The following is a 26352-nucleotide window of genomic DNA, read 5'->3' as shown; positions in this document are numbered from 1 at the left end:
ATGGTCGAGGTGACGCCGAAGTCGATCCGGCTGCGCAAGCGCTACCTCGACTCGAACGAGCGCAAGCGCGCCAGCCGCGCCAAGCAGGCCGCTTAAGAACTACTCCTCCCAGGAACGGAGTTCGGGGTTGGATTGCCCCCGGCAATCCAAGATCGTGCTGGGAGCACGATCGACCCCGAACTGGGGACCGTTCGCGAAGCGAATGGTGGAGGGGGAGTGCCGCGTGCGGTGCGCTCGTGGAGGGCCCCCTCCACCATCCTTCGGATGGTCCCCCTCCCCGTGCCGGGGAGGAATTAGAGTTACGCGGCTGCTTGATCCGTCGACACAGTGTTGACCGGTCCACCTCCGTCGCCAGCTTACCGTCAGCCTCTCCTAAACCTCTGCTTAACGGTCCATTCCTCGCGCGTTCACCACGACTCGCGCAGAAGATGAAACACGCTCGCAGCCGGTGCGTTGCCGATGCAGTGGGTGTGACTGAACCGAGCGTATCTGTAACTGGAGGTTCGATGATGAGTGGATTGATCAAGAAGGCGGGCCTCGGGATAGCCCTTGCGGCGACCGCCATTACCGCGGCGGCCCCGGCGGATGCGCAGCGTTGGCGCGGCGGGCGGCACTATAACCGTGGCGGCGACGTCGCCACCGGCGCGCTGCTGGGCGGCATCGTCGGTCTCGGCGTGGGTGCCGCGATCGCGAGCAGCAACCGCGACCGGTATTACGATCGTGGCGGCTATTATGACCGGGGCTACTACCCCCGTGGCGGCTACCGCTATGCGCCGCCGCCGCGCGCCTATTACGATCGTGGCTATGGATACGGCAACGGCAACGGTTATGGCCGCGGTTATGGATATCGCGACGGGTATCGCCCGCGCTGCTGGACCCAGCGGCAATGGGACCCTTATTACGGTCGTCCGGTCCGGGTGCGCGTCTGCAACTGATCGTACCGACGAGGTCACGTGGGCGCGGCGCGGGAGGAGCGATCTTCCCGCGCCGCTTTTTTGTGGCGCGGCGGGTCGCGTAGCGGCTAGGGCGCGGCGATGACCGACACGCCTCCCGACCGCCTCGCGATCAACCCGTCGAGCCCTTATTTCGATCAGCCGCTGCTCGAGCGCGGGATCGGCATTCGCTTCAAGGGCGTGGAGCGCCGCGACGTCGAGGAATATAGCATCTCGGAGGGCTGGATCCGGGTCGCGCTCGGCAAGAAGGTCGACCGCAAGGGCAACGCGCTGACGCTGAAGCTGTCGGGCGAGGTCGAGGCCTGGTTCGAGCGGCCGGCGGCGGGTGAAGATGCGGCTGAGGGCGAAGACGCGACCGACGGTGCTGTGGCGGACGATGTAGTCGAAAGCGACGTGGCGCGGTCCGACTGAGGGCTCGGGGGCGCTTCGGGGCCGGGCCTTGCACCGGCACGCGCGAACCGCCATCAGGCGCGGATGGCTGAGCATCCGACCGGCATACCGATCCAGCTCGAGCCACTGGTGGTCCGCGTGCTCGCGCCCAACCCCTCGCCCTATACCGGCAGCGGTACCCAGACCCATCTCGTCGGTACCCGCGATCTCGCAGTGATCGACCCGGGTCCGGACGATGCGGCGCATATCGCCGCGCTGATGAGCGCGATCGACGGTCGCCAGGTCACCGCGATCATGATCACGCATCACCACCGCGATCACAGCCCGGGTGCACCGGCGTTGAAGGCGATCACCGGGGCGCCGATTGTCGGCGCGGCGCCCTTCGACCTCAGCGACGCGGGGTCGCGAGCGGATGCATCGTTCGACCCTACCTATGCGCCCGATCGGGTGCTCACCGAGGGCGAGATCGTGGCGGGGGCAGGGTGGACGCTGGAGGTGTTGGCGACGCCGGGGCATACATCCAACCATCTGGCGTTCGCGCTGCGCGAGACGTCGGCGCTGTTTTCGGGCGATCACGTCATGGGCTGGTCGACGACCGTGGTGTCGCCGCCCGACGGCGACATGACGGCCTATATGGCGAGCCTCGCCAAGCTGATCCCGCGCGACGACCGGATCTATTACCCGGGACATGGCGACGCGGTGGAGAACCCGCAGCGGCTGGTCCGCGGGCTGTTAGGGCATCGCAAGCAGCGCGAGGGGCAGATCCTGCGGCTGCTGCGCGAGGCACCGCGCGACATTCCGGCGATGATCGCGCGGATGTATGTCGGGCTCGACGCACGGCTGGTGCCCGCCGCGGAGCGTTCGGTGCTCGCGCATCTGTACGATCTGCGCGGGCGCGGCCTCGTCGTGGAGGAGGGTGAGCGGTGGCTAAGCGCAGGCTGATTCTTCTCGGTCTTGCGGTGCTGGCCATCATGGGCGCGCTGCTCGTGTGGCGATCGAACCAGCGGGCGGACCGTGCCGAGGCCGAAACGGGCCTGGCTTCGGCGCGGGTGCTCGACAGCGTTTTCGAGCGGACGTCGAAGCTGCAGGTCGCGACGCTGAGCGGCCGCGCTTCGGCGCAGTCGGTGGTGCCCGGCTTGTTCGAATCGCGCCAGACCACGCGGGCGCCCTTCTCCGCGACCTACACGATCGATCTCAGGCGGATCGACAAGTCCGCGTACCGCTGGAACGAGCGCGATCGGATCATGACGGTCCAGATCCCCGCGGTCGCGGTCGGCAAACCATCGATCGACATGACCCGCGCCGAGACCCAGCAGAGCGGCGTGTGGATCAGCCGCCGCGCGGGGCAGAACCTCCAGCGGATCGTGGTCGGCCGGCTCGACGCTGTCGCGACGCGGGAGGCGTCGAAACCCGAGAACGTCGCCAGGGCGCAGGAGGCGGCGCGGGTCGCGGTGGCGCGGCTGATCGAGGCGCCGCTCGCCGCCGCGGGACAGGACGGGGTCCGCGTCGTGATCCGCATGCCGGGCGAGGAGAAGCCCGCCGCGCTGAGCGAGGAACAGTGGGACGTGTCGCGATCGCTCGAGGAAATCTACCGCGATGTCGCGGGCGATTGAAGGCGGCGCTTGATCGCGGAAACCGCGCGGGCCATCTGGTGACGATGAAACCAGTGACAAACCTCGTCGGTGTCGACCTGCGCGCCGAGATCGATCGCCTGCGCAAGGAACGCAATGCGGTCATCCTTGCGCATTATTACCAAAAGCCCGAGATCCAGGACCTAGCGGATTTCGTTGGCGACAGTCTCGACCTCAGCCGCAAGGCGCAGGCGACCGACGCCGACGTGATCGCGTTCTGCGGGGTGAGGTTCATGGCCGAGACCGCGAAGATCCTGTCGCCGGAAAAGATCGTGATCCTGCCCGACATGGACGCAGGATGCAGCCTGGAGGATAGCTGCCCGCCCGATCAGTTCGCGGCGTTCCGCGCGGCGCATCCGGATCACATCGCGCTCACCTACATCAACTGTTCGGCGGCGGTGAAGGCGCTGTCCGACGTGATCGTGACGAGCTCGTCGGCGGAGAAGATCCTGTCGCAGCTGCCGGCCGATCAGAAGATCATCTTTGGCCCCGACCGGAATCTCGGCGGGTATCTGGCGCGGAAGACCGGACGCGAGATGCTGGTGTGGCCGGGGGTGTGCATCGTCCACGAGGCGTTCAGCGAAACCGAACTGATGAAGCTGAAGGCGCAGCATCCCGGCGCGCCGGTGGTGGCGCATCCCGAATGCCCGCCGGTGATCCTCGATCACGCCGACTATATCGGGTCGACCCGCGGGATCCTGGAATATGCGATGGCGATGCCAGGCGACACGCTGATCGTCGCGACCGAACCGCACATCATCCACCAGATGGAAAAGGCGCTGCCGAACAAGCGCTTCATCGGGGCGCCGGGCGCGGACGGCAACTGCAACTGCAACATCTGCCCGTACATGGCGATGAACACGCTGGAGAAGCTCTACCTCGCGCTGCGCGACCTGACGCCGCGGATCGAGATCGAGGAAGAGCTGCGGCTGAAGGCGAAGAAGAGCCTGGACGCGATGCTGTCGATGGCGTCGGCGACGGTCGGCCAGGGCGATCTCGGGCCGCGACCGGGCGTGGTCACGGGGGACTAATTGGGAGCATCTCCCCCGTTCGTGCTGATCCCTACTCAGGACGCACGGCAGGAAGTTGCAGAAGCTGTCAGGCGGCGCCGACGCTCTGTTCGGCGAGCAGCGCGCGGGCTTCGTCGATGTGGATCGCGACCATCGTCAGGTCGTGACGGTCCGCGAGTTCGAGCGCCTGCGCGAGCAGATCTTCAAGCGCGACCAGATCAATCATGCTTCGCCCCATCATGCACGACCCCGTTCCTGTGACGCCGTCCGGCGCCGATGCGAGTGCTTCCTACCGCGCGATGCGGCGACGCGCTACGGGCGTCATGATCATAGTATAGGCGATGTAACTACCGAACGGAGAGCATTGGATGAATTTCGCGCTCGATGATTTCGATCTTCCCGCGTTCGTCGCGGCGACGCTGGCGGAAGATTGCGGCGAGGCGGGCGATATCACCTCCGCGGCGGTGATACCGGCGGCGGCGCGGTTCACCGGGGTGATGGACGCGCGCGACCCGATCGTGGTCGCTGGCCTGCCGATCGCGGCGGCGTTCTTCCGCGCGCTCGATCCTGACGCGCGGATCGAGTTGCTCGTCGAGGATGGCACCAGCGTTCTCGCGGGGACCGATCTGATGCGGATCGAGGGGGCGGCGCGGGCGATGCTGACTGCGGAACGGTCCGCGCTCAACACAGTCCAGCATCTGTCGGGCATTGCGACGATGACGCGGTCCTATGTCGATCGGATCGCCGGGACCGCTGCGACGCTGCTCGACACCCGCAAGACCATTCCTGGCCTGCGGATCATCGAGAAATACGCGACCCGCATGGGCGGCGCGCAGAACCACCGCATGGGGCTGTGGGATGCGGCGATGATCAAGGACAACCACGTCGCGGTGGCGGGCGATGTCGGCGAGGCGGTTCGACGCGCGCGCGATGCGGGGATCGCGCGCATCATCGTCGAGGTCGACCGCATCGACCAGATCGAGCCGGCGCTGGCGGCGGGCGCAACGCATCTGCTGCTCGACAACATGGATCCGCCGATGCTGGCCCATGCGGTGGCGCTGGTCGGGGGGCGGGTGCCGACCGAGGCGTCGGGCGGGGTGAGGCTCGACACGATCCGCGCGATCGCGGAGACGGGCGTCACCTTCGTGTCGGTGGGGCGGCTCACTCAGTCGGCGCCCGCGGCGGACATCGGCCTCGATTTCACCGCGGCTTGACGGTAGCGTCGCGCGTCAGCCGAGGGAGAAATCGCATGCCACAGCCGCCGAGCAAGGTTTCGTCGATCGGACTGGCACTGGTCGCGCTGGCGCTGCCGGGCGCCGCGAGCGCGCAGGCGCTGCAATGCGCGGTAAGCGCTGCGCCGATCCGGGTGCGACCCGATCTCCCGTCCGCGCGCGAGCCGTCGCGCAACCTGCCGATCGGCAGCTACACGCTCGCGATAAGCTGGAGCCCGCAATATTGCCGCGAGCATGCGCGCGACGCGGGCGCGCGCTTCCAGTGCGGCGGGGGCAATCGCTTCGGCTTTACGCTCCACGGCTTGTGGCCAGACGGCATCGGCCGGGAATGGCCGCAATATTGCCGCCGGACGACGCTGCTGCCCGATCGGCTGATCCGCGGCATGCTCTGCACGACGCCGTCGGCGCAGCTGCTGCAGCATGAATGGGCGAAGCACGGGACGTGCATGCCCGTGCGCCCGGAACAATATTTCGCGCGGTCGCGGGGGCTGTATGCGGCGCTGCGCTATCCGGACATGAACGCGTTGTCACGCGGGCCGCTTACGGCCGGCAGGCTCGCCACCGCCGTCGCGCGGGTCAACCCGGGCATTCGCGCGGACATGATGCGGATCACCGCGACGCGGCAGGGGTGGCTGGACGAGATCTGGCTGTGTCTCGACAAGAGCTTCCGCTACGCGCGCTGCGCCCCGCACGCGGGCGGGGTGGACCCCGGCGCCGCGATCAGGATCTGGCGCGGCGGCGGGCGGTAGGGGACATTCCTTTCCTTAAAGGGGAGGTGGCTGGCGTCAGCCAGACGGAGGGGTGACCCGCTCTCCGGATGGGTTCACCCCTCCGTCAGGGCTGCGCCCTGCCACCTCCACTTACAGGGGAGGAATGAGGTTTCACCGCTGGATCGTCACCGTGTCGGGGTGGTGCCGGTCGAGGTGGCGCTTGATGCGCTTGAGGTTGCGGGTGTTCGAGCGGAAGAAGAAATCCGCCGCGTCGCCGACCAGCGGCACCATGCCGAGCAGCGTGTCGAACCCGACATTGCCCATCATCCGCGCGAGCTGATAGCGCGACATGCCGATGTTGCGCGCTTCCCAGACGAGCCAGGTGCCGATTCCGGCCGCGGCGATGTCGCCGACCACCGGGACCAGCCCGAGCAGCGCGTCGAGGCCGACCGGGCGATTGATGCCGGGGATGACGAACATCCGCTCCATCAGCGCCTCGACCGCCTCGATGCGCTTGCGGACCGAGGCGGGATCGCGGCCGATCGGGAGCGTCGCGGCGCTGGCATAGGGGCGGGTGGCGTCGTTGTTCATGCGACTCACTTGGTGTCGTCGCGCAGCCGGTTCAACGGGTGCCACGCCCGGGTGTTGGGGCGCCACTGCCGCAACCGCCCCGCGACCAGCGACCAGCGCAGCGGCCGCGCGATCGGGATGAAGGCGTTATCGTCGGCTACCGCGCGGTCGGCGGCGGCGATCAGCCGGGCGCGTTCGGCGAGCGTCGGCGCATCGCGTGCGGCATCTACTACCGTCTGAGCCTCGTCGCCGCACGGCGCGCAGGCGGTGGCAAGATACCAGCGAGCGCTGTCGTACGGGGCGACCCGGTCGATCAGGCGGAGATCCGCCGCCGCATCCGCTGCGACGCGGACGGGGGTGATGCCCATCCTGATCAGCGACCGGGCGATCTGGCCATAGACGAGCGTCGCCCCCGGACCCGTCGGAATCGCGACCCGCAAGGTCACCGCGCCGCCCGACCAGCGCGCGACCCGGGTGCGGGCGGCCGCGAGGCGATCGTCATAGGGGAGCAGCGTCCAGGGCGGGACGATCGGAGGCTCCGCCGAATCGAGCGCCTCCGGGAGCAGTCGGTCGGTCGGCTCCCATTCCGCGCGGACCGCGCGGACAATCGCGGCGCGGTCGATCGCGCCATTCAGCGCGGCACGATTGGCGGGATCGCCGAGGAACCCCGTGCGGCTCGCGATCGCGAGACCGAACACCCCCGCTGCCGGATCGATTCGAACGTTGGTCGGCGCGATCGTCGCATAGGCGAGCAACGGCCAGTCGACGAAACTGCCCCCCGCGACCAGATCCGATTCGCGGCCGGCGAAGCGCATGATCGCGCGCGATGCCCGCTCGCCGATCAGCCGGACATCCTGCTCGGGCGGTGTTTCGCGCCGATCCTCGGGATCCGCGCGATTGGGATCGAAGGCGGGGCGGAGCAACGGACTGCGCCCGGCGATCGCGATCCGCATCGGACCACCGCCGCCGGTCGCCCGATTGCGAAACAACGCGAGTTCGGGCTGGGCGAAGAGCTTGAGGAGGTCGGGCCGCGGGCGTTTCAGCCGGATTTCGATGACCTGCGGGGTCATCACGACGATCTCGTCGACCGCGGTCAGGAAGGGCCGGAGCGGGTTGTTCGATCGCGAGGCGAGCTGGCGTTCGAGGATCTCGACGACCTGCGTCGCGGTTACCGGCTCGCCGTCAGCCCATTGCGCCTCGCGCAGGCGGAAGATGTAGCTGGCGCCGTTATCGATCACGATCCAGCGTTCGGCCAGCCCCGCCTCGATCTGCCCGCCGGCATCGTAGCGGACCAGCCCTTCCGCGGTGGCATCGGCAAGCAGCCGCGCGGGCGTATCGGCGACGCCGCGCGCCGGGTCGACCAGCACCGGAGGCTCGCCGAGCGCGCTGACGATCACCGGCCCCGTGTCGGCGCGACGATTGCAGCCGGCGACCGTCAGGCCGGCGACGGCGACGAGCGCGATGGTGCGGACGGCGGGACTCGAACCCGCACTCCAGGGGAAGCGGATTTTAAGTCCGCTGCGTCTACCGGTTTCGCCACGTCCGCACACCCGCGCTACGAAGACGAGCGGGTGAGCGAGGTCAAGCCCGCTTCCGCGGGGTCAGTACCGCTGACCTCGCATCCTCAGACGTTGAGGCGCGCGCGCATTTCCTTGCCGGGCTTGAAATAGGGGACGCGCTTGGCGTCGACGTCGACGATCTCGCCGGTACGCGGGTTGCGCCCGGTGCGGGCGTCGCGGGCACGCGTCGAAAACGCGCCGAAGCCGCGGAGTTCGACCCGGCCGTTGGCGGCGAGCCGCCGCGTGATCTCGTCGAAGAAGGTGGTGACGATGGCTTCGATGTCTTGCGCCGCAAGATCGGGATGTTCGCTCGCCAGTTTCTGGATCAGCTCAGAACGAATCATCGAAGGGCCCCCGCCGGTTGTTAACGTGACGATCGTACGCGCCACCCCCCGTGGCGAATAGGATCGAACCGACATGTTTCGGTCTAGCGCAAACAAACGGCCGATGCGAGACTATCCCGCATCGGCCATGTTGCTTACTTCTTGTCGGCCTCGGTCCGCGCCTTCAGCGCTTCGCCGAGGATGTTGCCGAGCGTCGCGCCCGAGTCGGACGACCCGTACTGCGCAACTGCCTGCTTCTCTTCGGCGATCTGCATCGCCTTGATCGAGAAGGTCGGCTTCTTGGACCGATCGAAGCCGGTGACCATCGCGTCGAACTTCTGCCCGACCTGGAACCGCTCCGGACGCTGCTCGTCGCGGTCGCGGCCGAGATCGGTGCGCTTGATGAAGCCGGTCGCGCCGTCGTCGCCCTGCTGGACTTCCAGACCGGCGTCGCGGACCTCGAGAACGGTGACCGTGACGGTCGCGTTCTTGTTGAGGCGATCGCCTGCCGCTGCGGTGCCGCCGGCCGCGGGGCCGCCGCGCTCGAGCTGCTTCATGCCGAGCGAGATGCGCTCCTTCTCGGCGTCGATGTCGAGCACCACGGCCTGGACGGTCTCGCCCTTGCGGTGGAGGTTGAGCGCGTCCTCACCCGACACGCCCCAGGCGATGTCGGACATGTGGACCATGCCGTCGACGTCGTTGTCGAGGCCGATGAACAGGCCGAATTCGGTGGCGTTCTTGACTTCGCCTTCGACGGTCGAGCCGACCGGGTGCGCCGCGAGGAACGCATCCCACGGGTTCGCCTGAGCCTGCTTGAGGCCGAGCGAGATACGACGCTTTTCCTGATCGACCTCGAGCACGACGACATCGACTTCCTGCGAGGTCGACACGATCTTGCCCGGATGGACGTTCTTCTTGGTCCAGCTCATCTCGCTGACATGGACCAGGCCTTCGATGCCCGCTTCCAGTTCGACGAACGCGCCATATTCGGTGATGTTGGTGACGCGGCCCGACAGCTTGGCACCGACCGGATACTTGGTCGACGCGCCGTCCCACGGATCGCTCTCGAGCTGCTTCATGCCCAGCGAGATCCGCTGCGTGTCCTTGTTGATGCGGATGATCTGCACCTTCACCGTGTCGCCGATGTTGATCATCTCGGACGGGTGATTGACGCGCTTGTAGCTGAGATCGGTGACGTGGAGCAGGCCGTCGATGCCGCCCAGGTCGACGAACGCACCGTAATCGGTGATGTTCTTGACCACGCCGTCGATGATCTGGTCCTCGTGCAGCGACTGGATCAGGCCCGAACGCTGCTCGGCGCGGGTCTCTTCGAGCACCGCGCGACGCGATACGACGATGTTGCCGCGCTTGCGGTCCATCTTCAGGATCTGGAAGGGCTGCGGGATGTCCATTAGCGGGGTGACGTCACGCACCGGACGGATGTCGACCTGCGAGCCCGGCAGGAACGCCACGGCGCCGCTGAGATCGACGGTGAAGCCGCCCTTCACGCGGCCGAAGATCACGCCCTCGACACGTGCGGTCTTGGCGAATTCGGTTTCCAGCTTGTCCCAGGCGGCTTCGCGACGGGCGCGATCGCGCGACAGCATCGCTTCGCCGTGCATGTTCTCGACGCGGTCGACATAGACTTCGACTTCGTCGCCGACCTTCAGCTCGGCCTTCTGACCCGGTGCGGCGAATTCGCGCAGCGGCACGCGGCCTTCGGACTTCAGGCCGACGTCGATGACGGCGAGATCATTCTCGATGGCGGTAACGGTGCCGTGGACGACGCGACCTTCGAAGCTGTCGGCGCCGCCGAACATCTCGTCGAGCATCGCGGCGAAATCGTCACGGGTGGGAAGGGCTTGGGTAGCCATATAAGAACTGTTTCCTAAACGGTATTTCCGGCCAGCCGGTTGGATCCGGCGGTCTTGGCCTACATTGTCGCGACGGCCGAATACCGCACGCGACATCCTGGCGAACGGATAGGCGGAGGACCTCGACGCTGGTGGCGAAAAGGGCGCGTGAGTTTACGGCTCCGCACCTTCCTCCGCGGGCACCAGCCCGTCGGACCGGCGGCGCATACTCCCGACCTCCGCATAAAGCAAGATGGCGTGGGTGATCGTGCCCCTCAGCGAGCGACGCGTCGCCAGGGCAATCGTCTGGTCTCCACCAGCGAGCGCCAGGCCCATTCCACGGGCGCGATCGCGAAGCGGCGGAACCATAGGATCACCGCGAGGAGCAGCACCGCGTCGACCGCGAGCGCCACCAGCATCAGCTGCGCCCAGCCGAGTCGCGCATACCAGCCGAGCGCGAAGGGCGGGAAGATCAGCCACAGGCAGATCAGCGTCTGCGCGACGTAGATCGTGAGCGCGGCGCGCCCGGCCGCCGCGAACGGGCGAAGCAGGCGCGCGCCGCCGGCGGTCGACACCAGCAGATTGACCAGCGCGAGGTGGCCGAGAGTCGTCGCCAGTCGCGCGATCTCGTAGGTCGCCCAGATCGTCCGCGGCGCGTCGGCCGGCCCGATCGTCTCGGCGGCGCCGACGATGCGCAGGGGCAACCCGATCGCATAGCCCCCGATCATCGCCGCAAGATACCAGCGCCGCGAGCGGCTACCCTGCAAGATGCGGAGCTTGAACAGCGCGGCGCCGATCAGCATCACGCTGGCGGACTGCCAGACGAAGAGCAGCTCGATGCCGTCGCGCTGGAGATCGATGAAATAGCGCCACGCGGCCTGCGCCCAACTCGCAAAGCTTTCGGTCCGCGCCGCGTCTTCGCGGGCGATGTCCGCCTTCGTTCGTGCGCGTTCTACCGCGATCGCGCGTTGCCGCGTGGCCTCGCGGGATGCGATCCGGCGATCGTCGGCGGATGGCGTGGCTTGGGCCTGGATCTGCGCGACCTGCGCACGCGTCGCTTGCGTCTGCTGATAGGCGATACCCGAGACCGACAACTGCCACAGCGCGCAGACCAGCCCGATCGCGAGCAAGGCGCGCGGGGCCAACCGGCGGAACAGCACCGCGATCGTCGCCGCGATCGCATAGGTGTGGAGGATGTCGCCCGGCCACAGCAGCACGAAGACATGGACGAGGCCGAACGCGAAGAGCACGAGGTTCCGCGCGCCATAGCTGCGGCGGACCGCGGGCTCGTCCATCAGCCGGTCGGCGCGATCGGTAAGGATGACCATTCCGGCGCCGAACAGCAGCTCCAGCACCCCCCGCGCGGTGCCGGCGGCGACCACCTCGCGCAGCCACCAGGCGACCCGGTCCGCCTTCGTCCAGCCGAGATGGCGGATGTCGAGCGACGCAGCGACGATCGACCCGCCCATGTCGGCGACGTTCATGAACAGGATGCCGAGGATCGCCAGCCCGCGCAGGATGTCGAGCACCGCGATTCGCGGCGCGCCGTCGGGTTCGGGTGAGGTAGGGGAGGGTGGCCTCAGTCTACAGCCTGTCGTTGCCGGACGCGGTCCTCGACCAGCGCGACCGCGCGCTGGATCGACGCCTCGATCGACAGGAAGCTGGTGTCGAGCAGGACCGCGTCGGTCGCCATGACCAACGGCGCGGTCGAGCGGCTGCTGTCGCGGGCGTCGCGGGCTCGGATGTCGGCGAGCACCTTGTCGAAGCTGAGCGTCGATCCGTTGGCGTGAAGCTCGGTATGCCGCCGCCTTGCACGGATCTGCGGGGTGGCCTTCACGAACAGCTTGGCGTCGGCGCCGGGTGCGATCACCGTGCCGATGTCGCGGCCGTCGAGCACCGCGCCGCCGGGCTGGTTGGCGAACCGCTTCTGCCGGTGGATCAGCGCCGCGCGCACCAACGGGTGCGCCGACACGATCGAGGCGAGCTGCCCGGTCTCGTCATCGCGGAGCGACGGGTCCGCGAGCAGCAGGTCGTCGAAGCCGCATGCCGCGACCGCATCGGCTTCCTTGCTGGGGTCCAGCTCCATGCGCTGCACGGTGGCAGCGACCGCGCGGTAGAGCAGTCCGGTATCGAGGTGGGGCAGTTGGTAGCGGCGGGCGAGCGCCCGGGCGATGGTGCCCTTGCCGCTCGCCGCGGGGCCGTCGACTGCGATGATCAATTTACGCTTCCACCCGAGTTGCCCGTCGCCGTCGTCAGCGCGTCGAGCGACCGGTAGAATGCCGGGTAGCTGGTCGCCACGGGCGCGATGTCGTCGATCGTGACCGGCGCGCGGGCGTGAAGTCCAGCGACGCTCAGGCTCATTGCGATGCGGTGGTCGAGTTTCGCGGCGATCCGAGCGCCACCGGGGATGGCCTCGCCGCCGGTGCCGGTGATCGCCATACCGTCCTCGAACTCCTCGCAGGCCACGCCGCACGCGGTCAGCGCCGCGTGCATCGTCGCGATCCGGTCCGACTCCTTCACCCGCAATTCGTGCGCGCCGCGCGCGACGGTGCGGCCCTCCGCAAAGGCGGCGGCGACGAACAGCACCGGATATTCGTCGATCATGCTGGGCGCGAGATCGTGCGGGACCTCGATCGCATTGAGCGGCGCGTGACGGACGTGGAGATCGGCGACCGGCTCGCCGCCGACCTCGCGGCGATCGAGCTCGACGATGTCGGCGCCCATCATCCGCAGCGCGGCGATCAGCCCGGTGCGCGTCGGGTTGAGCCCGACATTGGCGACGACGACGTCGGACCCCGGCACCACCGACGCCGCGACCAGCCAGAAGGCGGCAGACGACGGATCGCCGGGCACGGTGATCGATTGCGGCGTCAACTCCGCCTCGCCGGTCAGCGAGATCACCCGGCCTTCGGCGCCGGATTCGACCGTCAGCGTCGCGCCGAAGCCGCGGAGCATCCGTTCGCTGTGATCGCGGGTGGCGATCGGCTCGATCACGCGCGTGATGCCGGGCGTGTTGAGCCCGGCGAGCAGTATCGCAGACTTCACCTGCGCCGATGCGACCGGCAAGGTGTAGGCGATCGGCACCGCGGGGCAGATCCCGCGCATCATCAGCGGCAGGCGCCCGCCGGGGCTCGCGGTGATGTCGGCACCCATCAGGGCGAGAGGATCGATCACCCGGCCCATCGGCCGCCCCGACAGCGAGGCGTCGCCGACGAAGGTCGCGGTGATCGGGTGGCTCGCGACCAGCCCCATCAGCAGCCGCGTCGACGTCCCCGAATTGCCCATGTCGAGCGCGGTCGCGGGCTGGAGCAAGCCGCCGACCCCGACGCCCGAGACTCGCCACACCGCATCGCCGCCGCGCTCGATCTGCGCGCCCATCGCGCGCATCGCCGCGGCGGTGGCGAGCACGTCCTCGCCCTCGAGCAGCCCGTCGATCCGGCTTTCGCCGACCGCGAGCGCGGACAGCATCAGCGCGCGGTGGCTGATCGACTTGTCGCCGGGCACCGTGACGCGGCCGGTCAGCGGGCCGCGTGCAGCGATGTCGAGGGAGTGGGGAGCGTCGTGCGGCATCGCGGCGGGGCTTTGACAGCCGGCTCGCGCTATGGCAAGGCGCGCCCCACTTCGCAGGGCAGGGGTTCTCCTATCCTGTCGAAACCCAATTCCGAAAGGCACGACACGGCATGATCAAGCCGGAATGGGGCACGAAGCGTACGTGCCCGAAATGCGCGACGCGTTTCTATGACCTCGAAAAGGACGACCCTGTCGGCTGCATCAACTGCGGCTATGCGTGGCAGCCCGAACCGATCCTGAAATCCAAGCAGCCGCTGCCGTTCGAGGTCGCCAAGCCGGACAAGGAGCCGGATGCCGATCTGGAAGGCGAGGACGAGGATCTGCAGGTCCCGGCCGAGGACGAAGAGCCGTCGGCGGACGACGAGGTCGATCTCGGTGGCGACGACGATCTCGGGGTCGAGACGTCGAACGACGAGGACGAGCACTAAGTTCGTTCGGACTATCCAGGTACGGCAGGCGGCGTTCGCGCCGCTTGCCAAGCCCGGCGCGCCTCGCTAGGGGACGCGCCTTCCCGGGAAGGTTGGGGGCCGTAGCTCAGCTGGGAGAGCGCTGCAATGGCATTGCAGAGGTCAGGGGTTCGATCCCCCTCGGCTCCACCATCCCGCGATTTTTCAGGCGATTGACTGCACTGTCGTCACCCCGGGCTCGATCCGGGATCGTGCTGGCGCGTGCGAAAATGATTGAGCGGGACTCCGGATAAATTCGCTGGTCATCCCCTTTGAGCATGTCGGTGAGATGTCGCGATCCCCACGCGACCTATTTGTGCTCCCGCGAAGGCGGGAGCCCAGTACTGGGTCCCCGCCTTCGCGGGGACACAAGGGGGTTTCGGTCGGAACGGTATAAGCACCGGCTAAGTCCGGCGGGCGGCGTGAGCGGCGGCGATCTGGCCCAACGCCGCGATCCTCGCCTTGCTCCCGGCGCTGCTTGCGCCGAAGGATGCCGCGATCTTCTGGTGACAAGGAACGCGCGATGGCCGGGATGCAGTTCGACGATGTCATCCTCGGGCGCAGGAGCATCCGGGGCTACAAGCCCGATCCGGTGCCGCGTGCGCTGGTCGAGGAGATCATCGCGCTCGCGATGCGGTCGCCGTCTTCGATGAACACCCAGCCCTGGAGCTTCTATGTCGTGACCGGCGAGCCGCTCGATCGCATCCGTGCGGGTAACACCGAGCGGATGACCGCGGGCGTGCCGCAGTCACGCGAGTTCCGTACCGGCGAGGCCTTTGCCGGCCATCATCGGGAGAGGCAGGTGGGGGTGGCGAAGCAGCTGTTCGCGGCGATGGGGATCGCGCGAGAGGACAAGGCGCGGCGCGACGACTGGGTGTTGCGCGGTTTTCGTCAATTCGACGCGCCGGTGTGCGTGATCATCACCTACGACCGCGTGCTCGACGGCAGCGACGACACGCCGTTCGATTGCGGCGCGGCGGCGACCACGCTGGTCAATGCCGCCTGGTCGCGGGGAATGGGCGCTGTGATCAACAGCCAGGGAATCATGCAGTCGCCGGTGGTGCGCGAGCATGCCGGGATCCCCGACGATCAGGTGATCATGAAGAGCATCGCGCTGGGCTGGCCCGATCACGACTTTCCCGCGAATGCAGTGGTGTCCGAGCGCAAGTCGATCGCGGATGCCGCGGTGTTCGTCGGCTTCGGCGACTGACAAGCCGGATCAGAGGCGCTCGCGTGGAACGACCTCGACGATCTGGTCGCCATCCTGCAGCTTGCCGGCTTCGATCTCCCAGAACCCGAAGCTCCGATCGCCGCGGTAGATGCGGTGGCCGAGCCCGGTGCCGATCTGCGCCAGCGGGCGGCCGACCTCATCCGCGGTCACCGCGCGCTGGCGCAGCGCGACCTGGCCGCCCGTGGCGGCGAGATCGGCCATATATTCGGCGATGTGCGCGCCCTGCGTCGATCCCGCGAGCAGCAGACCGGCAAAGCTCGCCGGGTTGATCACGGTGCTGGCGCCGGCCTGATGCGCGATCGGTTCATTGTCCTCCGATCGGATCACGACGCTGATCGGCACGGTCGGCGCGAGGCGGCGGGCGGTGAGCACGATCAGGATCGAGGTGTCGTCGCGGCCCGCGGCGACGATGATCGATCGCGCGCGGGCGACCTGTGCCGCCTCCAGTGCCGCATTGCGGGTCGCGTTCCCCTCCATGACCGCGACGTCGCAGGCTTCGGCGGCGCGCAGTGCGGCGGCATTCTCGTCGATGACCACGATCGTCTTGGGATCGGTGCCGCGCTTGATCAACTCGCCGACGGCCTCGGATCCGCTCAGGCCATAGCCCGCGACGATGATGTGGCCGTCGAGGTTGCGCTGGATCATCGTCATGCGCCATTTCTCCCAAACCTGCTTCAGCAGGAAATTATACGCGGTGCCGAGGAAGATGAGCCACACGAACAGGCGGATCGGCGTGACCACGAAGGTGTCGAACATCCGCGCCTGCTGGGTCACCGGCACGATGTCGCCATAGCCGACCGTGGTGACCGTGATCATCGTGAAGTAGAGCACGTCGAGGAAGGTGATCGGCGCGCCGTTCGCCTGGCGGAGCCCGTCGCGATCGAACCAATGGACCGCCAGCGCGATACCGATCAGCGCGAAGGCGAGGACGATCCGCCACGACACGTCGACCCAGGCGGGGGTCCGGTCGCGACGCCGCAACGTATAGTGACGAGGCTCGAGTTGGCGACGGCTGTGGCGCATGCCGGCTAGCGAACCGCGAGGACCGCGACCGCATCCTCTCGCCCCGCAAAGGCAACGGTCTCGCCCTTCTCAGCGCCGATCAGCGCGCGGGCGAGGGGCGCGGAGAAGGCGAGCCGATCGGCCTTGGGATCGGCTTCGTCATCGCCGACGATCGCGATCGTGCGGGGCTTGCCGGCAAGCAGGATGTCCACCGTCGATCCGAACCCGGCGGTGCCGTCGGTCGGCGGCGCGGTGAGTTGCGCGGTCGCGTGGCGCGTCTGCCAATAGCGCAGGTCGCGCGCGATCCGTTCGCGGTCCTCGGCGTCCTCGGCCGCATCGCGTGCTGTTTCAAGAGTGGCGATGCGCTCTCCGATCATCTCCATGCCACGCTCGGTGACCAGATTGGGGCCGGCGGGGATCGGCAGTTCGAAGCGGGGCTCCTTGTGCTCCTCATCGCTTTCCCGGCGGAATGCCACGCTCATCTTGCCAATGTCCCCATCATCGTCGCGTCGGCGATCGTCCCATTGTCGGACGGTACGATCTTAACCATTATTAACGCTAGTCGATTTCCTAAACGCGGCGTTAACACCTCGCCATGACCAGACGCCTAGTGCTTTCCAACGAAGCTGCCCGCCATCCGTTTCGCGCGTCGCTGCCGCCGCCCGTCATCCTGCGTGATCGGCGGAACGACGATGGCGATTGGAAGCTGTTCCTGTTGAGCTTCGCCGCGTTCTTCACCTGCTTTTACACGCTGATCGCCTGATCAGTCGCAGGCGAGGTGAAGGCGTTGGGCGATCCATGCCGAAATCAGGCACATCGCCGCGACCACCAGCAGCATGTTCTCGGGCGTGACGCCTAGGTAGCTGATGCCGATGACCGCGATCGAGCCGATCGTCATCGCGCCCGAATTGACGACGTTGTTCGCCGCCACCGTACGCGCGGTCTGGTCCTTTTCGACCGTGGTCGTCAGGAAGGCGTAGAGCGGCACCACGAACATCCCGCCGGTGATCGCGATCGCGGCGAGCGTCAGGATGATCGGCACCGCACCGGGCTGCGCCATGAAAGCGGAGAGGCCGTAATAGGTGCCCGTCGGCGCCGGGGTCCACGCCCGCGCGAGGATCGAGAACAGCACGATGAACCCGCCCATCGCGATCACCGATAGGGGTGAATAGCGCGCCGAGATGCGGCCCTTCAGCATCGTGTTGATCACGACCGAGCCGATCGCCACCCCGACCGAGAACACCGCGATCGTCAGGCTGGCGACGCGCTCGTCGGCGCTCAGCACGTTCTTCACCAGCGGGGGGAACACGATGATCAGCATCGCGCCGATCGTCCAGAAGAAGCTGATCGCGCAGATCGCCAGGAACAGCCGGGGGATGTGCATCGTCGCGCCGATCAGCCGCCACGATGCGGTGAAGGGATTGTAGTTGAGCTTGAGTTTCGGCCCCTCGCGCGGGGCGGGGGGGACCATGCGGCCGATGAACCAGCCGGCGACCGCGATCAGGATCACCAGCGCGGCGGCGATCTCGATCGAGACCCAGCCCGCGACGACGGTGCCCATCAGGATCGCGAGATAGGTGCCCGCCTCGACCAGCCCGGTGCCGCCGAGCACGTCGCCGGGGGGCAGATGCTGCGGCAGGATCGCGTATTTGATCGGGCCGAAGAACGTCGAATGCGTGCCGAGCAACAGCACCGCGCCGAGCATCAGCCCGATGCCGAGGTTGGTGTGCCCGGCCTTCGCGACCATCAGCCCGGTGGCGCCGAGCAGCATGATCGCGATCTCCGCGGTCTTGACGATGCGGATGATGCGGGCCTTGTCGTGGCTGTCGGCGAGCTGCCCGGCGAGCGCGGACAGCAGGAAGAACGGCAGGATGGCGATGCCGGTCGCGATCGCATTGAAGTTCGCTTCCACCTTGGGATCGTTGAAGATCTCATAGGTCGCGAACAATACCATCGAGGTCTTGAAAAGATTATCGTTGAAGGCGCCGAAGAATTGAGTGGTGAACAAGGGCAGGAAGCGGCGTTGCTTCAGCAACCCTAAGGCGTTGATCATGACGGGAAACGGCCTTGGTCGTGGCAGGATTGTCGTCCGTGATAGCCGAGCTTTGGTGGTGAACCAATGTCCAAAAGCGGTTCCCGCCGCGGCGCCTGGCGGGTAAGGGGGGATAATGTGGACGCTTCCCAATCTGCTGACCCTGTCGCGCATCGTCGCGGTGCCGCTGCTGGTCGGCCTGCTGTGGTGGCCGCATTGGGAGGCGGGCTTCGGCATCGCCTTCGCGCTCTATTGCCTGATGGGGATCACCGACTATTTCGACGGCTACCTGGCACGGGCGCAGGGTACGGTGTCGAAGCTGGGCGTGTTCCTCGATCCGATCGCGGACAAGATCATGATCGCCGCGGTGATCCTGATGCTGGTGTCGGCGCGCCACGACGACACCGCGTCGATCACCGGCGTGCACGTGATCGCGGCGCTGATCATCCTGCTGCGCGAGATCGCGGTGTCGGGCCTGCGGGAGTTTCTCGCCGGGCTGCAGGTGTCCCTGCCGGTGTCGCGGCTGGCGAAGTGGAAGACCGCGCTGCAGCTGGTCGCGTTCGGCGCGCTGATCCTTGCGGGCGCGCTGCCGATGCTGGTCTGGATCAAGCAAGTCGGGCTGGTCTGCCTGTGGGCGGCGGCGGTGCTGACGGTGCTGACCGGGTGGGATTACCTGCGCGCCGGCGTGCAGCATATGGACTGATCATGGCGACACGGATGCTGTATTTCGCGTGGGTCCGCGAACGGATCGGGGTCGGCGAGGAGACCGTCGACCCGCCCGCATCGGTGAGCGACGTGGGCGCGCTCGTGGCGTGGCTGGCGACGCGGGACGAGGCGCATGCAGCGGCGTTCGCGGATCCGGCGCGGTTGCGTGCGGCGGTCGATCAGGCGTTCGTGGCGATGGATGCTCCGATCGCAGGCGCGCGCGAGATCGCGATCTTCCCCCCGGTGACCGGCGGATGATCCGGATATCGGTGCAGCCCGAGCCGATCGACTTGGCCGCAGAGATCGCGGCGGCCGAAGCGGCGGGGGCGGGGGCGGTCGCGACCTTCACCGGCATCGTGCGCGGCGACGACGGCGTCGAGACGCTGGAGCTGGAACATTATCCGGGCGCCACCGAGGCGGCGTTACGCTCGGTCGCCGAGGGCGCCGTGACGCGCTGGTCGTTGAGCGGCGCGACGATCGTCCACCGCGTCGGGCCGATGCGACCGGGCGAGCGGATCGTCTTCGTCGCCGCTGCGGCCCCGCACCGTGGTGCGGCGCTCGACGCGTGCGCGTACCTGATCGACCGGCTGAAGACCGATGCGCCGTTCTGGAAGCGGGAAAGCCGAGGGGGAGCCGCGACCTGGGTCGAGGCGCGGGTTGGGGATCATGACGCGGCGGCGCGGTGGGGGGATTGAAGGGGTAGCCTCTCCCCAATCGTCCGTCATCCCCGCGTAGGCGGGAATCCATACTGGCTATCGTTAGCAATCGATGCGGGTAGCTTCGCCAGTATGGATCCCCGCCTGCGCGGGGATGACGGGAGGAGTAGGGCATTCGTGTCCCAGGAGAGGGGGCACCGGCCGTGACCAGCGCCCCATCACCCTCAGAGCGTTGGCACCAGCACGCCGTTGACGACATGCACGACGCCGTTCGACTGGCGGACGTCGGCGACTTCGACATAGCTCTTGTTGCCGGTCGCACTGGTCAGCGTGACGACATTGCCGGTCATCGTCGCTGTGATCGGCTGGCCTGCCACAGTGGTCAGCGTCGCGGTGCCGTTGCCGGCCTTGATCTGCTCGATCAGCTGCGCGGCCGATACGTTGCCGGCGACGACGTGGTAGGTCAGCACCTTCGTCAGCGACGCCTTGTTCTCGGGCTTCAACAAGCTCTCGACCGTGCCCGGCGCGAGACGGCTGAACGCGTCGTTGGTGGGCGCGAATACCGTGAAGGGGCCGGGGCCGGACAGCGTCTCGACCAGCCCGGCTGCCTTCACCGCGGCGACCAGCGTCGTCAGGTTCGGCGCGGCCGAGGCGTTCTCGACGATCGTCTTGGTCGACAGCATCGCGGCGCCGCCGACCGTAGGGTTGCCGCTGGCGGACGCGGTGTTGGTGGTGGCGGCGTCCGGCGACGTGGCGGGCATGCTGCTGTCGCCGGCGGTCGTCGACGTGGCGGTGTCTTTGGTGCCCATCGTCGTGCAGGCCGCGAGCGCCATCGCAGTGGTAACGGCAAGAAGGTGCTTGGTCGACATCATCGCAAATCTCCATTGACTGCCGGCGTCTTCGCGCCTGGGCAATGCAGGTACGGGGCGACACCGCGATAGTTGCGTTAGCCGTCTCACGTCAGGGCAGGCGCGCCTCCGCCAGGATGTCGGCGAGCAGCTGGAAGTCGCGTTCGCGCGGGGAGGCACGGCGCCATACCAGCGCGATATGGCGCATCGCGTTGGGCGCATCGAGCGGCCTTGCGATGACGTTGGTATGGTCGAGGATCCCGCCCTTCAGCGCCATCTCCGGCAGCATCGTCACGCCCAGGCCGTTATCGACCATCTGCACGATGGTGTGCAGCGACGTGCCGAGCATCGTCGCCTCGGCGCGCAGTTCCGGCCGGTTGCACGCCGACAGCGCGTGGTCCTTCAGGCAATGTCCGTCCTCGAGCAGCAACAGCCGGGTCTCGTCGATCAGCGCCGCGGGGATCATCGGCGGTGCGCTCGCCATGTCGGGGGGCTGGTAGGCGACGTAGAGGCGGTCGTCGAACAGCGCCTGGCTCGCGACCTCGCCGCACGCGAACGGCAGGGCGAGCAGCACGCAATCGGTGCGGCCGTTGTGCAGCCCTTCGCAGGCGGGGCCGCTGGGTTCCTCGCGCAGGTAGAGTTTGAGGTCGGGATAGTCGGCCCGCAGTCGGGGCAGGATCCGCGGCAGCATGAACGGCGCGATCGTCGGGATCACGCTCATCCGCATGTCCCCCGACAGCGGCCGTCCGGCGGCACGCGCCATGTCGCCCAGCTCCTCCGCCTCGCGCAGCACGCGTCGCGCCTTGTCGGTCATCGCCTCCCCCAGCGGGGTGAAGCGGACCACGCGGCGGGTGCGTTCAACCAGCGTCACCCCGATCAGAGTCTCTAGCTCGCGCAGCCCCGCCGAGAGGGTGGACTGGGTGACGAAGCAAGCCTCTGCGGCACGCCCGAAATGGCCGTGGTCGCGGAGCGCAACCAAATATTGGAGCTGTTTCAGCGTGGGCAGGTAGGTCGCGGCCATCGGGCCGGTCCCTAGATCATCCAGCGTGGTGGCGCATCACCGCATTCCACAGGCCGAACAGGCTGGTGATCGTCAGGATGATGCCGACCAAGAACATCAGCCGCTTGGGCGCGATGCGTTTCGCGAGGATCGCGCCGACGGGGGCGGCGATCGTGCCGCCGATCAACAGGCCGACCGTGGCGATCGTGAACGCCGCCCAGCCGAGTTGGGTGATGAAGGTGATCGAGATGGTGAGCGTGAGGAAGAACTCGGCGGTGTTGACGGTGCCGATGGTGGTCCGCGGCGATGCGCCCTGGACCAGCAGGTTCGACGTGACCACCGGTCCCCAGCCGCCGCCGCCGGCCGCGTCGAGGAAGCCGCCGATCAGCCCCAACGGCTCGACGATCTTGGGCTCGCGGATCGTCGGCGGGTAGCGCAGCGAGCGCCACAGCAGATAGACGCCGATCGCCGCAAGGTAGGCGAGGATGAACGGCTTCGCGACCGCAGCGTCGATGTTCGACAGCAGATACGCACCGCAAATGCCGCCGATCACGCCGGGAATCATCAGCCGCAGGAACAGCGTCCAGTTGACGTTGCGGTGAAGCGCGTGACTGATCCCCGACACCGCCGTCGTGAAGGTCTCGACGGTGTGCACACCGGCTGACGCCGCGGCCGGCGGCACCCCGATCCACAGCAGCATGGTGTTCGAGATCACCCCGAACGCCATGCCGAGCGCACCGTCGACGACTTGCGCCGCGAAGCCGACCGCAATGAACGGCAGCAGGGCGGAAAAGTCGAAATTGCTCAGCGCGTCCAAGTCGATCTCCCGGTGACCGTGTCGATGTGGCGCACCCGAACAAATCCGACAACAAAGATAGACTTTACTCGGTCGCGTTCGTGCGAGGCCCGCTTCTAGTAATCCGCCCTTCTAAGGACTAAATCCCGCACTTGCGCGTAGGGGACCGCCGATGGCGAATCGTTTGACTGCCTATCTCGATTCGATCCGCGCGCGCGATCCGGCCCCGCATTCCCGTCTCGAGGTGCTGACCTATCCGGGGGTCTGGGCTCTCGCCTGGCACCGGGTGGCGCACCGCCTGTACACGGCACGGCTGTTCTTCCTGGCGCGGCTGGTTAACCACCTGTCGCGGATGACGACCGCGATCGACATCCATCCGGGCGCGACGATCGGGCGCAACTTCTTCATCGACCACGGCTTCGTGGTGATCGGAGAGACCGCGGAGATCGGCAACGACGTCACGATCTACCAATGCGTCACGCTCGGCGGCACCAGCCCCGACAATGGCGTCGCGGGCAAGCGCCACCCGACGCTGGCGGACGGGGTGATCATCGGATCGGGCGCGCAGGTGCTCGGGCCGATCTACGTCGGCCCCAGGTCGCGAGTCGGGGCCAATGCGGTGGTGACGAAGGACGTGCCGGAAGGCGCGGTGATGGTCGGCATTCCGGCGCGCGCGACGATGGTCGAGGGCACCGCCGCCCCGTCGCGCTTCCTCCCCTATGGGACATCATGCAGCGAGATGTTCGACCCCGCGACGCAGAAGATGGAGCTGATGCGCTGCGAGCTGGAGACGATGCGCAAGCGGCTCGATGCGCTGCTGGCCGAGAGCAACCCCGACGCCGATCGGGAGCGCGACCGCGCCTGATGGGAACCGTCACGCCCTTTCCCGCCGCGGCCGGCACGCCGACGCAGACGGGCTTCGACCGCGCCGAACTCACCCGCATCCTCGACCTGTACGGTCGCATGGTCGCGGCTGGGCATTGGCGCGACTATGCGATCGAGCTCGGGCGCGACGCCGCGGTATTCGCCGCGTTCCGGCGTGCGGCAGAACGGCCCGAGTTTCGGATCGAGAAGCGCCCGGCGCTGCGCAACAAGCAGGGGATGTGGGCGCTGATCGGGGAACAGGGCGTGGTGTTGAAGCGCGGGCACGAGCTGGGGCCGGTGCTGGCGCCGGTGGAACGGCGGTTGATGAAGGTGGTGGGGGATTGAGGGAGTGGGGACTTGCGGCCTAGCTGTGTCTCACCCTCAAGTTCCTACCACCGCGGCGCAGGCCGGGGCCCTGTCGCGAAGGTCGAGGTAACGTAGCGTAGCCCCTGCCAAATGGCGTCTCCCACCCGGGCCCCGGCCTCCGCCGGGTAGTGGTAGGGCAGGGGGATATCGAGAGGTGGCGAGCCTCCCGATCCTTAACCCGCCATCAGCAGCTTGCCGATCAGCATCCCCTGCTCGGCACCCGATTGCGGCACGATCTCGCCGCTGCGGTCGGTGATCTGCTCCCAATGCGCCGCGACGCCTTCGGGGGACAGATCGTCGCCGGTCAGCAGCTTGCCCTGGGTCAGCGTGACGTACGACGCCTGGAACACCCCGGCACCGGCACCGATGATCGCGTTCGACGGTGCATCCTCCGACACCAGGAACAGCGCTGCGGGCATCACCTTTTCCGGGGCGAAGGCGGCGAAGGCTTCCGCCGGGAACAGGTCTTCGGTCATCCGCGTGCCGGCGACAGGGGCCAGCGTGTTCACCTTGATGTTGTTCTTCGCGCCTTCGAGGTACAGCGTCTTGGTCAGCCCGGCGAGGCCGAGCTTGGCGGCACCGTAATTGGCCTGGCCGAAATTGCCGAACAGCCCGGTAGACGACGCGGTCATCAGGATTCGGCCGTAATTCTGCGCGCGCATCGTTTCCCAGCACGCCTTGGTCGCATTCGCCGATCCGATCAGGTGGACCTTCACGACGAAGTCGAAATCCTCAGGCGTCATCTTCGCGAAGCTCTTGTCGCGAAGCACCCCGGCATTGTTGATCAGGACGTGGACGCCGCCCCAGGCTTCGGTGGCCTTGGCGACCATCTCGACCATCTGGTCATAGTCGGCAACGTTGCCGCCGTTCGACATCGCGGTGCCGCCCGCCGCCTCGATTTCCTCGACGACCTTCAGCGCCGCATCGGAATGACCGGTACCGTCGCGTGCGCCGCCGAGGTCGTTGACCATGACCTTGGCACCGCGGCGGGCGAGTTCGAGCGCATAGCCGCGGCCCAGTCCACCGCCCGCACCGGTGACGATGGCGACACGCCCCTCGAAGCTGATGGCGTCGACACGATTGGACATAGGAAAAGGCGCTCCTTCACGCGAAGATGGAGCGCCTTCCCTAATCGGTATCGAGCGGCGTGCAACCGCCCGGCTAGCGCGTCACCAGGGGCGCCCGCCAATCGGCCTTAACGGCCGCCGCGCTGCATGCACTTGTCGTACTGACCCTTCTTGCAGATCGGGTACTTCGCCATCGGTGCCGGGGCGGGATAAGCCTCGGCCGGGGTCGGTGCTGGACGGAAGGTCGGGGTCACGCCGGCCTGTGCCGTGCCGGTGATCGCCGAGCCCGAGGGTGCGTAGCCGCCGGCGGGCGTCGGTGCGCTGGCATCGGCTGCCGCGGGCGCGGTCGACGCTGCAGGCGCGGTCGTTGCCGGATCGGCGGCGGCGGCGGGATCGGCTGCCGGTGCTGCATCCGTCGTCGTTGTCGCAGGCGCGGCGGCATCGGCGGGCGCGGTCGCCTGTGCCGGATCCGCGGCTGGATCAGCCGTCGTGGTCGTGGTCGGCGCGGTCTGCGCGGCGGGGTCCGCAGGCGTCGTCTGGGCGATCGCTGGGATCGCGATAACGGCTGCTGCGGCAAGCAGGATGAACTTCATGCCAGTCTCCTAAATCTCTTGCGCGAAAGCGTCTGCGCCCCCGCCCAACGCACGTCGCCCCGGATGGCTCCGTCGTTTCGCAGCCGATTCAAGTCAGGGTCTGTTTGGAAACGCGCAAGCGCGTTTCGCGGTGCCAGCCCGCTCCCCCTCCCGGCCTCCCATCAGAATACCGTGTGGGAGGTCGGGTGGGGGAGCGGGCCGGCACCGCCTGCGAAACTCGCTCTTTCGCGAGTTTTCAAAGAACCTCTGACGTCATGCTCCCGAATCGAGCGCATAGCCGGCGGAACGGACGGTGCGGATCATGTCGGGGCGATCGCCGGTGTTGATCGCCTTGCGCAGCCGGCGGATGTGGACGTCGACGGTCCGGCTCTCGATATCGCTGTCGTGGCCCCATACCGCGTCGAGGAGCCGTTCGCGGGAGAACACCCAGCCGGGATGTTCGAGGAAGTGCTTGAGCAGCCGGAACTCGGTCGGCCCGAGCGGCACGACCTCGCCCGATCGGCGGACCTTGTGGGCGACCGTGTCCATCTCGATGTCCGCATAGATGAGGGCCTCGCCGGCCAGCCCAGGACGGACCCGCCGCAGTACCGCGCCGACCCGCGCCACCAGTTCGCGCGGGGAGAAGGGCTTGGTGACGTAATCGTCGGCGCCGGTCTCCAGCCCGCGGACCCGGTCTTCTTCCTCGCCGCGCGCGGTGAGCATGATGATCGGCACGTTGGCGGTCTCGGTCATCCGCCGCAGCCGGCGGCAGACCTCGATCCCAGACAGCCCTTCGACCATCCAGTCGAGCAGGACGATGTCGGGCGCATTCTCCTTGGCGAGCAGCAGGGCTTCCTCGCCGTCGGGAGTCTGCACGATGTCGAAATCCTCGCGCTTGAAATGATAGGTGAGCAGCTCCGCCAGGGCGGCGTCGTCCTCGACGAGAAGCATGCGGGCACGGGCCAT

32 protein-coding genes and 2 tRNA genes are annotated in these 26352 nt (G+C 67.7%); 16 read left to right on the top strand and 18 right to left on the bottom strand.

Annotated features, from left to right (window positions below):
• The first annotated feature begins 506 nt into the window (after positions 1-506).
• The 5 genes from ACFE77_RS06565 to nadA all read left to right on the top strand — a co-directional run bounded on the left by ACFE77_RS06565 (position 507) and on the right by nadA (position 4005).
• Positions 507-935 carry a hypothetical protein gene (locus tag ACFE77_RS06565; protein ID WP_375420825.1) on the top strand — a complete coding sequence of 143 codons (429 nt, stop codon included), beginning with the start codon at positions 507-509 and terminating at the stop codon, positions 933-935.
• Positions 936-1034: 99 nt separating this feature from the next.
• Positions 1035-1364, top strand: coding sequence for a DUF3297 family protein (locus ACFE77_RS06560; RefSeq protein ID WP_375420824.1), 330 nt, complete (start codon positions 1035-1037; stop codon positions 1362-1364).
• A 63-nt stretch (positions 1365-1427) separates the two neighbouring features.
• Positions 1428-2285 (top strand): MBL fold metallo-hydrolase, encoded by an 858-nt coding sequence (locus ACFE77_RS06555; RefSeq protein WP_375420823.1) that lies wholly within the window; start codon positions 1428-1430, stop codon positions 2283-2285.
• Positions 2267-2956, top strand: coding sequence for a DUF4230 domain-containing protein (locus ACFE77_RS06550; RefSeq protein WP_375420822.1), 690 nt, complete (start codon positions 2267-2269; stop codon positions 2954-2956). The genes ACFE77_RS06555 and ACFE77_RS06550 overlap by 19 nt, the downstream gene beginning before the upstream one ends.
• A gap of 44 nt (positions 2957-3000) precedes the next feature.
• A complete protein-coding gene (nadA, locus tag ACFE77_RS06545) occupies positions 3001-4005 on the top strand; it encodes a quinolinate synthase NadA (RefSeq protein ID WP_375420831.1) in 1005 nt (334 codons plus the stop codon).
• A 67-nt stretch (positions 4006-4072) separates the two neighbouring features.
• On the opposite strand, the gene ACFE77_RS06540 is transcribed toward nadA, so the two are convergent.
• Positions 4073-4210, bottom strand: coding sequence for a hypothetical protein (locus ACFE77_RS06540; RefSeq protein WP_375420821.1), 138 nt, complete (start codon positions 4208-4210; stop codon positions 4073-4075).
• A gap of 142 nt (positions 4211-4352) precedes the next feature.
• On the opposite strand from ACFE77_RS06540, the gene nadC reads away from it, so the two are divergent.
• Together nadC and ACFE77_RS06530 are read left to right on the top strand one after the other, a co-directional pair.
• Positions 4353-5198: a carboxylating nicotinate-nucleotide diphosphorylase gene (gene nadC / locus ACFE77_RS06535; protein ID WP_375420820.1), complete on the top strand. Its 846-nt coding sequence runs from the start codon at positions 4353-4355 to the stop codon at positions 5196-5198.
• Between the two features lie 35 nt (positions 5199-5233).
• On the top strand, positions 5234-5965 hold the full coding sequence (locus ACFE77_RS06530; RefSeq protein ID WP_375420819.1) for a ribonuclease T: 732 nt from the start codon (positions 5234-5236) through the stop codon (positions 5963-5965).
• A gap of 132 nt (positions 5966-6097) precedes the next feature.
• Here the strand turns inward: ACFE77_RS06530 and ACFE77_RS06525 are convergent, their stop codons facing one another.
• The 8 genes from ACFE77_RS06525 to aroA all read right to left on the bottom strand — a co-directional run bounded on the left by ACFE77_RS06525 (position 6098) and on the right by aroA (position 13801).
• On the bottom strand, positions 6098-6517 hold the full coding sequence (locus ACFE77_RS06525) for a DUF4112 domain-containing protein (protein ID WP_375420818.1): 420 nt from the start codon (positions 6515-6517) through the stop codon (positions 6098-6100).
• A 5-nt stretch (positions 6518-6522) separates the two neighbouring features.
• On the bottom strand, positions 6523-7893 hold the full coding sequence (locus ACFE77_RS06520; RefSeq protein WP_375420817.1) for an ABC transporter substrate-binding protein: 1371 nt from the start codon (positions 7891-7893) through the stop codon (positions 6523-6525).
• Between the two features lie 65 nt (positions 7894-7958).
• Positions 7959-8042, bottom strand: a tRNA-Leu gene (locus ACFE77_RS06515).
• A 78-nt stretch (positions 8043-8120) separates the two neighbouring features.
• Positions 8121-8399: an integration host factor subunit beta gene (ihfB, locus tag ACFE77_RS06510; protein WP_375420816.1), complete on the bottom strand. Its 279-nt coding sequence runs from the start codon at positions 8397-8399 to the stop codon at positions 8121-8123.
• A 134-nt stretch (positions 8400-8533) separates the two neighbouring features.
• Entirely contained in the window at positions 8534-10252 is a 1719-nt protein-coding gene (rpsA, locus tag ACFE77_RS06505; RefSeq protein ID WP_375420815.1) for a 30S ribosomal protein S1, read from the bottom strand.
• 254 nt (positions 10253-10506) lie between these two features.
• Positions 10507-11760 (bottom strand): DUF418 domain-containing protein, encoded by a 1254-nt coding sequence (locus ACFE77_RS06500; RefSeq protein ID WP_375420814.1) that lies wholly within the window; start codon positions 11758-11760, stop codon positions 10507-10509.
• Between the two features lie 50 nt (positions 11761-11810).
• The gene (gene cmk, locus ACFE77_RS06495; protein WP_375420813.1) at positions 11811-12449 is read right to left on the bottom strand and encodes a (d)CMP kinase; all 639 of its coding nucleotides are present in this window, start codon (positions 12447-12449) and stop codon (positions 11811-11813) included.
• Positions 12446-13801: a 3-phosphoshikimate 1-carboxyvinyltransferase gene (gene aroA, locus ACFE77_RS06490; protein ID WP_375420812.1), complete on the bottom strand. Its 1356-nt coding sequence runs from the start codon at positions 13799-13801 to the stop codon at positions 12446-12448. Before aroA ends, cmk begins: the two co-directional genes overlap by 4 nt.
• 110 nt (positions 13802-13911) lie before the next feature.
• Between aroA and ACFE77_RS06485 the strand changes: the two genes are divergently transcribed.
• The 3 genes from ACFE77_RS06485 to ACFE77_RS06475 all read left to right on the top strand — a co-directional run bounded on the left by ACFE77_RS06485 (position 13912) and on the right by ACFE77_RS06475 (position 15457).
• On the top strand, positions 13912-14229 hold the full coding sequence (locus ACFE77_RS06485) for an FYDLN acid domain-containing protein (RefSeq protein ID WP_375420811.1): 318 nt from the start codon (positions 13912-13914) through the stop codon (positions 14227-14229).
• Positions 14230-14324: 95 nt separating this feature from the next.
• Positions 14325-14400, top strand: a tRNA-Ala gene (locus ACFE77_RS06480).
• Positions 14401-14779: 379 nt separating this feature from the next.
• Positions 14780-15457: a nitroreductase gene (locus tag ACFE77_RS06475; RefSeq protein ID WP_375420830.1), complete on the top strand. Its 678-nt coding sequence runs from the start codon at positions 14780-14782 to the stop codon at positions 15455-15457.
• 9 nt (positions 15458-15466) lie between these two features.
• On the opposite strand, the gene ACFE77_RS06470 is transcribed toward ACFE77_RS06475, so the two are convergent.
• The gene (locus ACFE77_RS06470) at positions 15467-16501 is read right to left on the bottom strand and encodes a potassium channel family protein (protein ID WP_375420810.1); all 1035 of its coding nucleotides are present in this window, start codon (positions 16499-16501) and stop codon (positions 15467-15469) included.
• A 5-nt stretch (positions 16502-16506) separates the two neighbouring features.
• On the bottom strand, positions 16507-16962 hold the full coding sequence (locus ACFE77_RS06465; protein ID WP_375420809.1) for a GreA/GreB family elongation factor: 456 nt from the start codon (positions 16960-16962) through the stop codon (positions 16507-16509).
• A gap of 113 nt (positions 16963-17075) precedes the next feature.
• Here ACFE77_RS06465 and ACFE77_RS06460 point away from each other — a divergent pair, with 113 nt between their 5' ends.
• Entirely contained in the window at positions 17076-17243 is a 168-nt protein-coding gene (locus ACFE77_RS06460; RefSeq protein ID WP_375420808.1) for a hypothetical protein, read from the top strand.
• On the opposite strand, the gene ACFE77_RS06455 is transcribed toward ACFE77_RS06460, so the two are convergent.
• The gene (locus tag ACFE77_RS06455; protein WP_375420807.1) at positions 17244-18533 is read right to left on the bottom strand and encodes an MFS transporter; all 1290 of its coding nucleotides are present in this window, start codon (positions 18531-18533) and stop codon (positions 17244-17246) included. It abuts the gene before it with no gap.
• A gap of 115 nt (positions 18534-18648) precedes the next feature.
• Between ACFE77_RS06455 and pgsA the strand changes: the two genes are divergently transcribed.
• From pgsA to ACFE77_RS06440, 3 genes are read left to right on the top strand one after another with little or no spacing between them, the layout of a single operon-like run.
• A complete protein-coding gene (gene pgsA, locus ACFE77_RS06450; RefSeq protein WP_375420806.1) occupies positions 18649-19215 on the top strand; it encodes a CDP-diacylglycerol--glycerol-3-phosphate 3-phosphatidyltransferase in 567 nt (188 codons plus the stop codon).
• 2 nt (positions 19216-19217) lie between these two features.
• Positions 19218-19475: a molybdopterin converting factor subunit 1 gene (gene moaD, locus ACFE77_RS06445; RefSeq protein WP_375420805.1), complete on the top strand. Its 258-nt coding sequence runs from the start codon at positions 19218-19220 to the stop codon at positions 19473-19475.
• Positions 19472-19912, top strand: coding sequence for a molybdenum cofactor biosynthesis protein MoaE (locus tag ACFE77_RS06440; protein WP_375420804.1), 441 nt, complete (start codon positions 19472-19474; stop codon positions 19910-19912). Before moaD ends, ACFE77_RS06440 begins: the two co-directional genes overlap by 4 nt.
• A gap of 185 nt (positions 19913-20097) precedes the next feature.
• On the opposite strand, the gene ACFE77_RS06435 is transcribed toward ACFE77_RS06440, so the two are convergent.
• The 3 genes from ACFE77_RS06435 to ACFE77_RS06425 all read right to left on the bottom strand — a co-directional run bounded on the left by ACFE77_RS06435 (position 20098) and on the right by ACFE77_RS06425 (position 22538).
• Positions 20098-20745: a fasciclin domain-containing protein gene (locus ACFE77_RS06435; protein ID WP_375420803.1), complete on the bottom strand. Its 648-nt coding sequence runs from the start codon at positions 20743-20745 to the stop codon at positions 20098-20100.
• A gap of 88 nt (positions 20746-20833) precedes the next feature.
• A complete protein-coding gene (locus tag ACFE77_RS06430) occupies positions 20834-21742 on the bottom strand; it encodes a hydrogen peroxide-inducible genes activator (protein ID WP_375420802.1) in 909 nt (302 codons plus the stop codon).
• A 16-nt stretch (positions 21743-21758) separates the two neighbouring features.
• The gene (locus ACFE77_RS06425; RefSeq protein WP_375420801.1) at positions 21759-22538 is read right to left on the bottom strand and encodes a sulfite exporter TauE/SafE family protein; all 780 of its coding nucleotides are present in this window, start codon (positions 22536-22538) and stop codon (positions 21759-21761) included.
• Positions 22539-22689: 151 nt separating this feature from the next.
• Here ACFE77_RS06425 and epsC point away from each other — a divergent pair, with 151 nt between their 5' ends.
• Positions 22690-23382, top strand: coding sequence for a serine O-acetyltransferase EpsC (gene epsC, locus ACFE77_RS06420; RefSeq protein WP_375420800.1), 693 nt, complete (start codon positions 22690-22692; stop codon positions 23380-23382).
• Positions 23382-23726, top strand: a complete 345-nt coding sequence (locus ACFE77_RS06415; RefSeq protein ID WP_375420799.1) for a DUF2794 domain-containing protein — start codon at positions 23382-23384, stop codon at positions 23724-23726. Before epsC ends, ACFE77_RS06415 begins: the two co-directional genes overlap by 1 nt.
• A 194-nt stretch (positions 23727-23920) precedes the next feature.
• Here ACFE77_RS06415 and ACFE77_RS06410 read toward each other — a convergent pair whose 3' ends face one another.
• The 3 genes from ACFE77_RS06410 to phoB all read right to left on the bottom strand — a co-directional run bounded on the left by ACFE77_RS06410 (position 23921) and on the right by phoB (position 26352).
• Entirely contained in the window at positions 23921-24835 is a 915-nt protein-coding gene (locus ACFE77_RS06410) for an SDR family NAD(P)-dependent oxidoreductase (protein ID WP_375420798.1), read from the bottom strand.
• A gap of 107 nt (positions 24836-24942) precedes the next feature.
• Positions 24943-25407, bottom strand: coding sequence for a hypothetical protein (locus ACFE77_RS06405; protein WP_375420797.1), 465 nt, complete (start codon positions 25405-25407; stop codon positions 24943-24945).
• 252 nt (positions 25408-25659) lie between these two features.
• Positions 25660-26352: a phosphate regulon transcriptional regulator PhoB gene (gene phoB, locus ACFE77_RS06400; protein WP_375420796.1), complete on the bottom strand. Its 693-nt coding sequence runs from the start codon at positions 26350-26352 to the stop codon at positions 25660-25662.

It is taken from the genome of uncultured Sphingomonas sp. (assembly GCF_964243315.1).
Classification (GTDB): Bacteria; Pseudomonadota; Alphaproteobacteria; order Sphingomonadales; family Sphingomonadaceae; genus Sphingomonas.
Note: the sequence above shows the minus strand (reverse complement) of the source record. Positions and strands in the feature narration are given on the sequence as shown.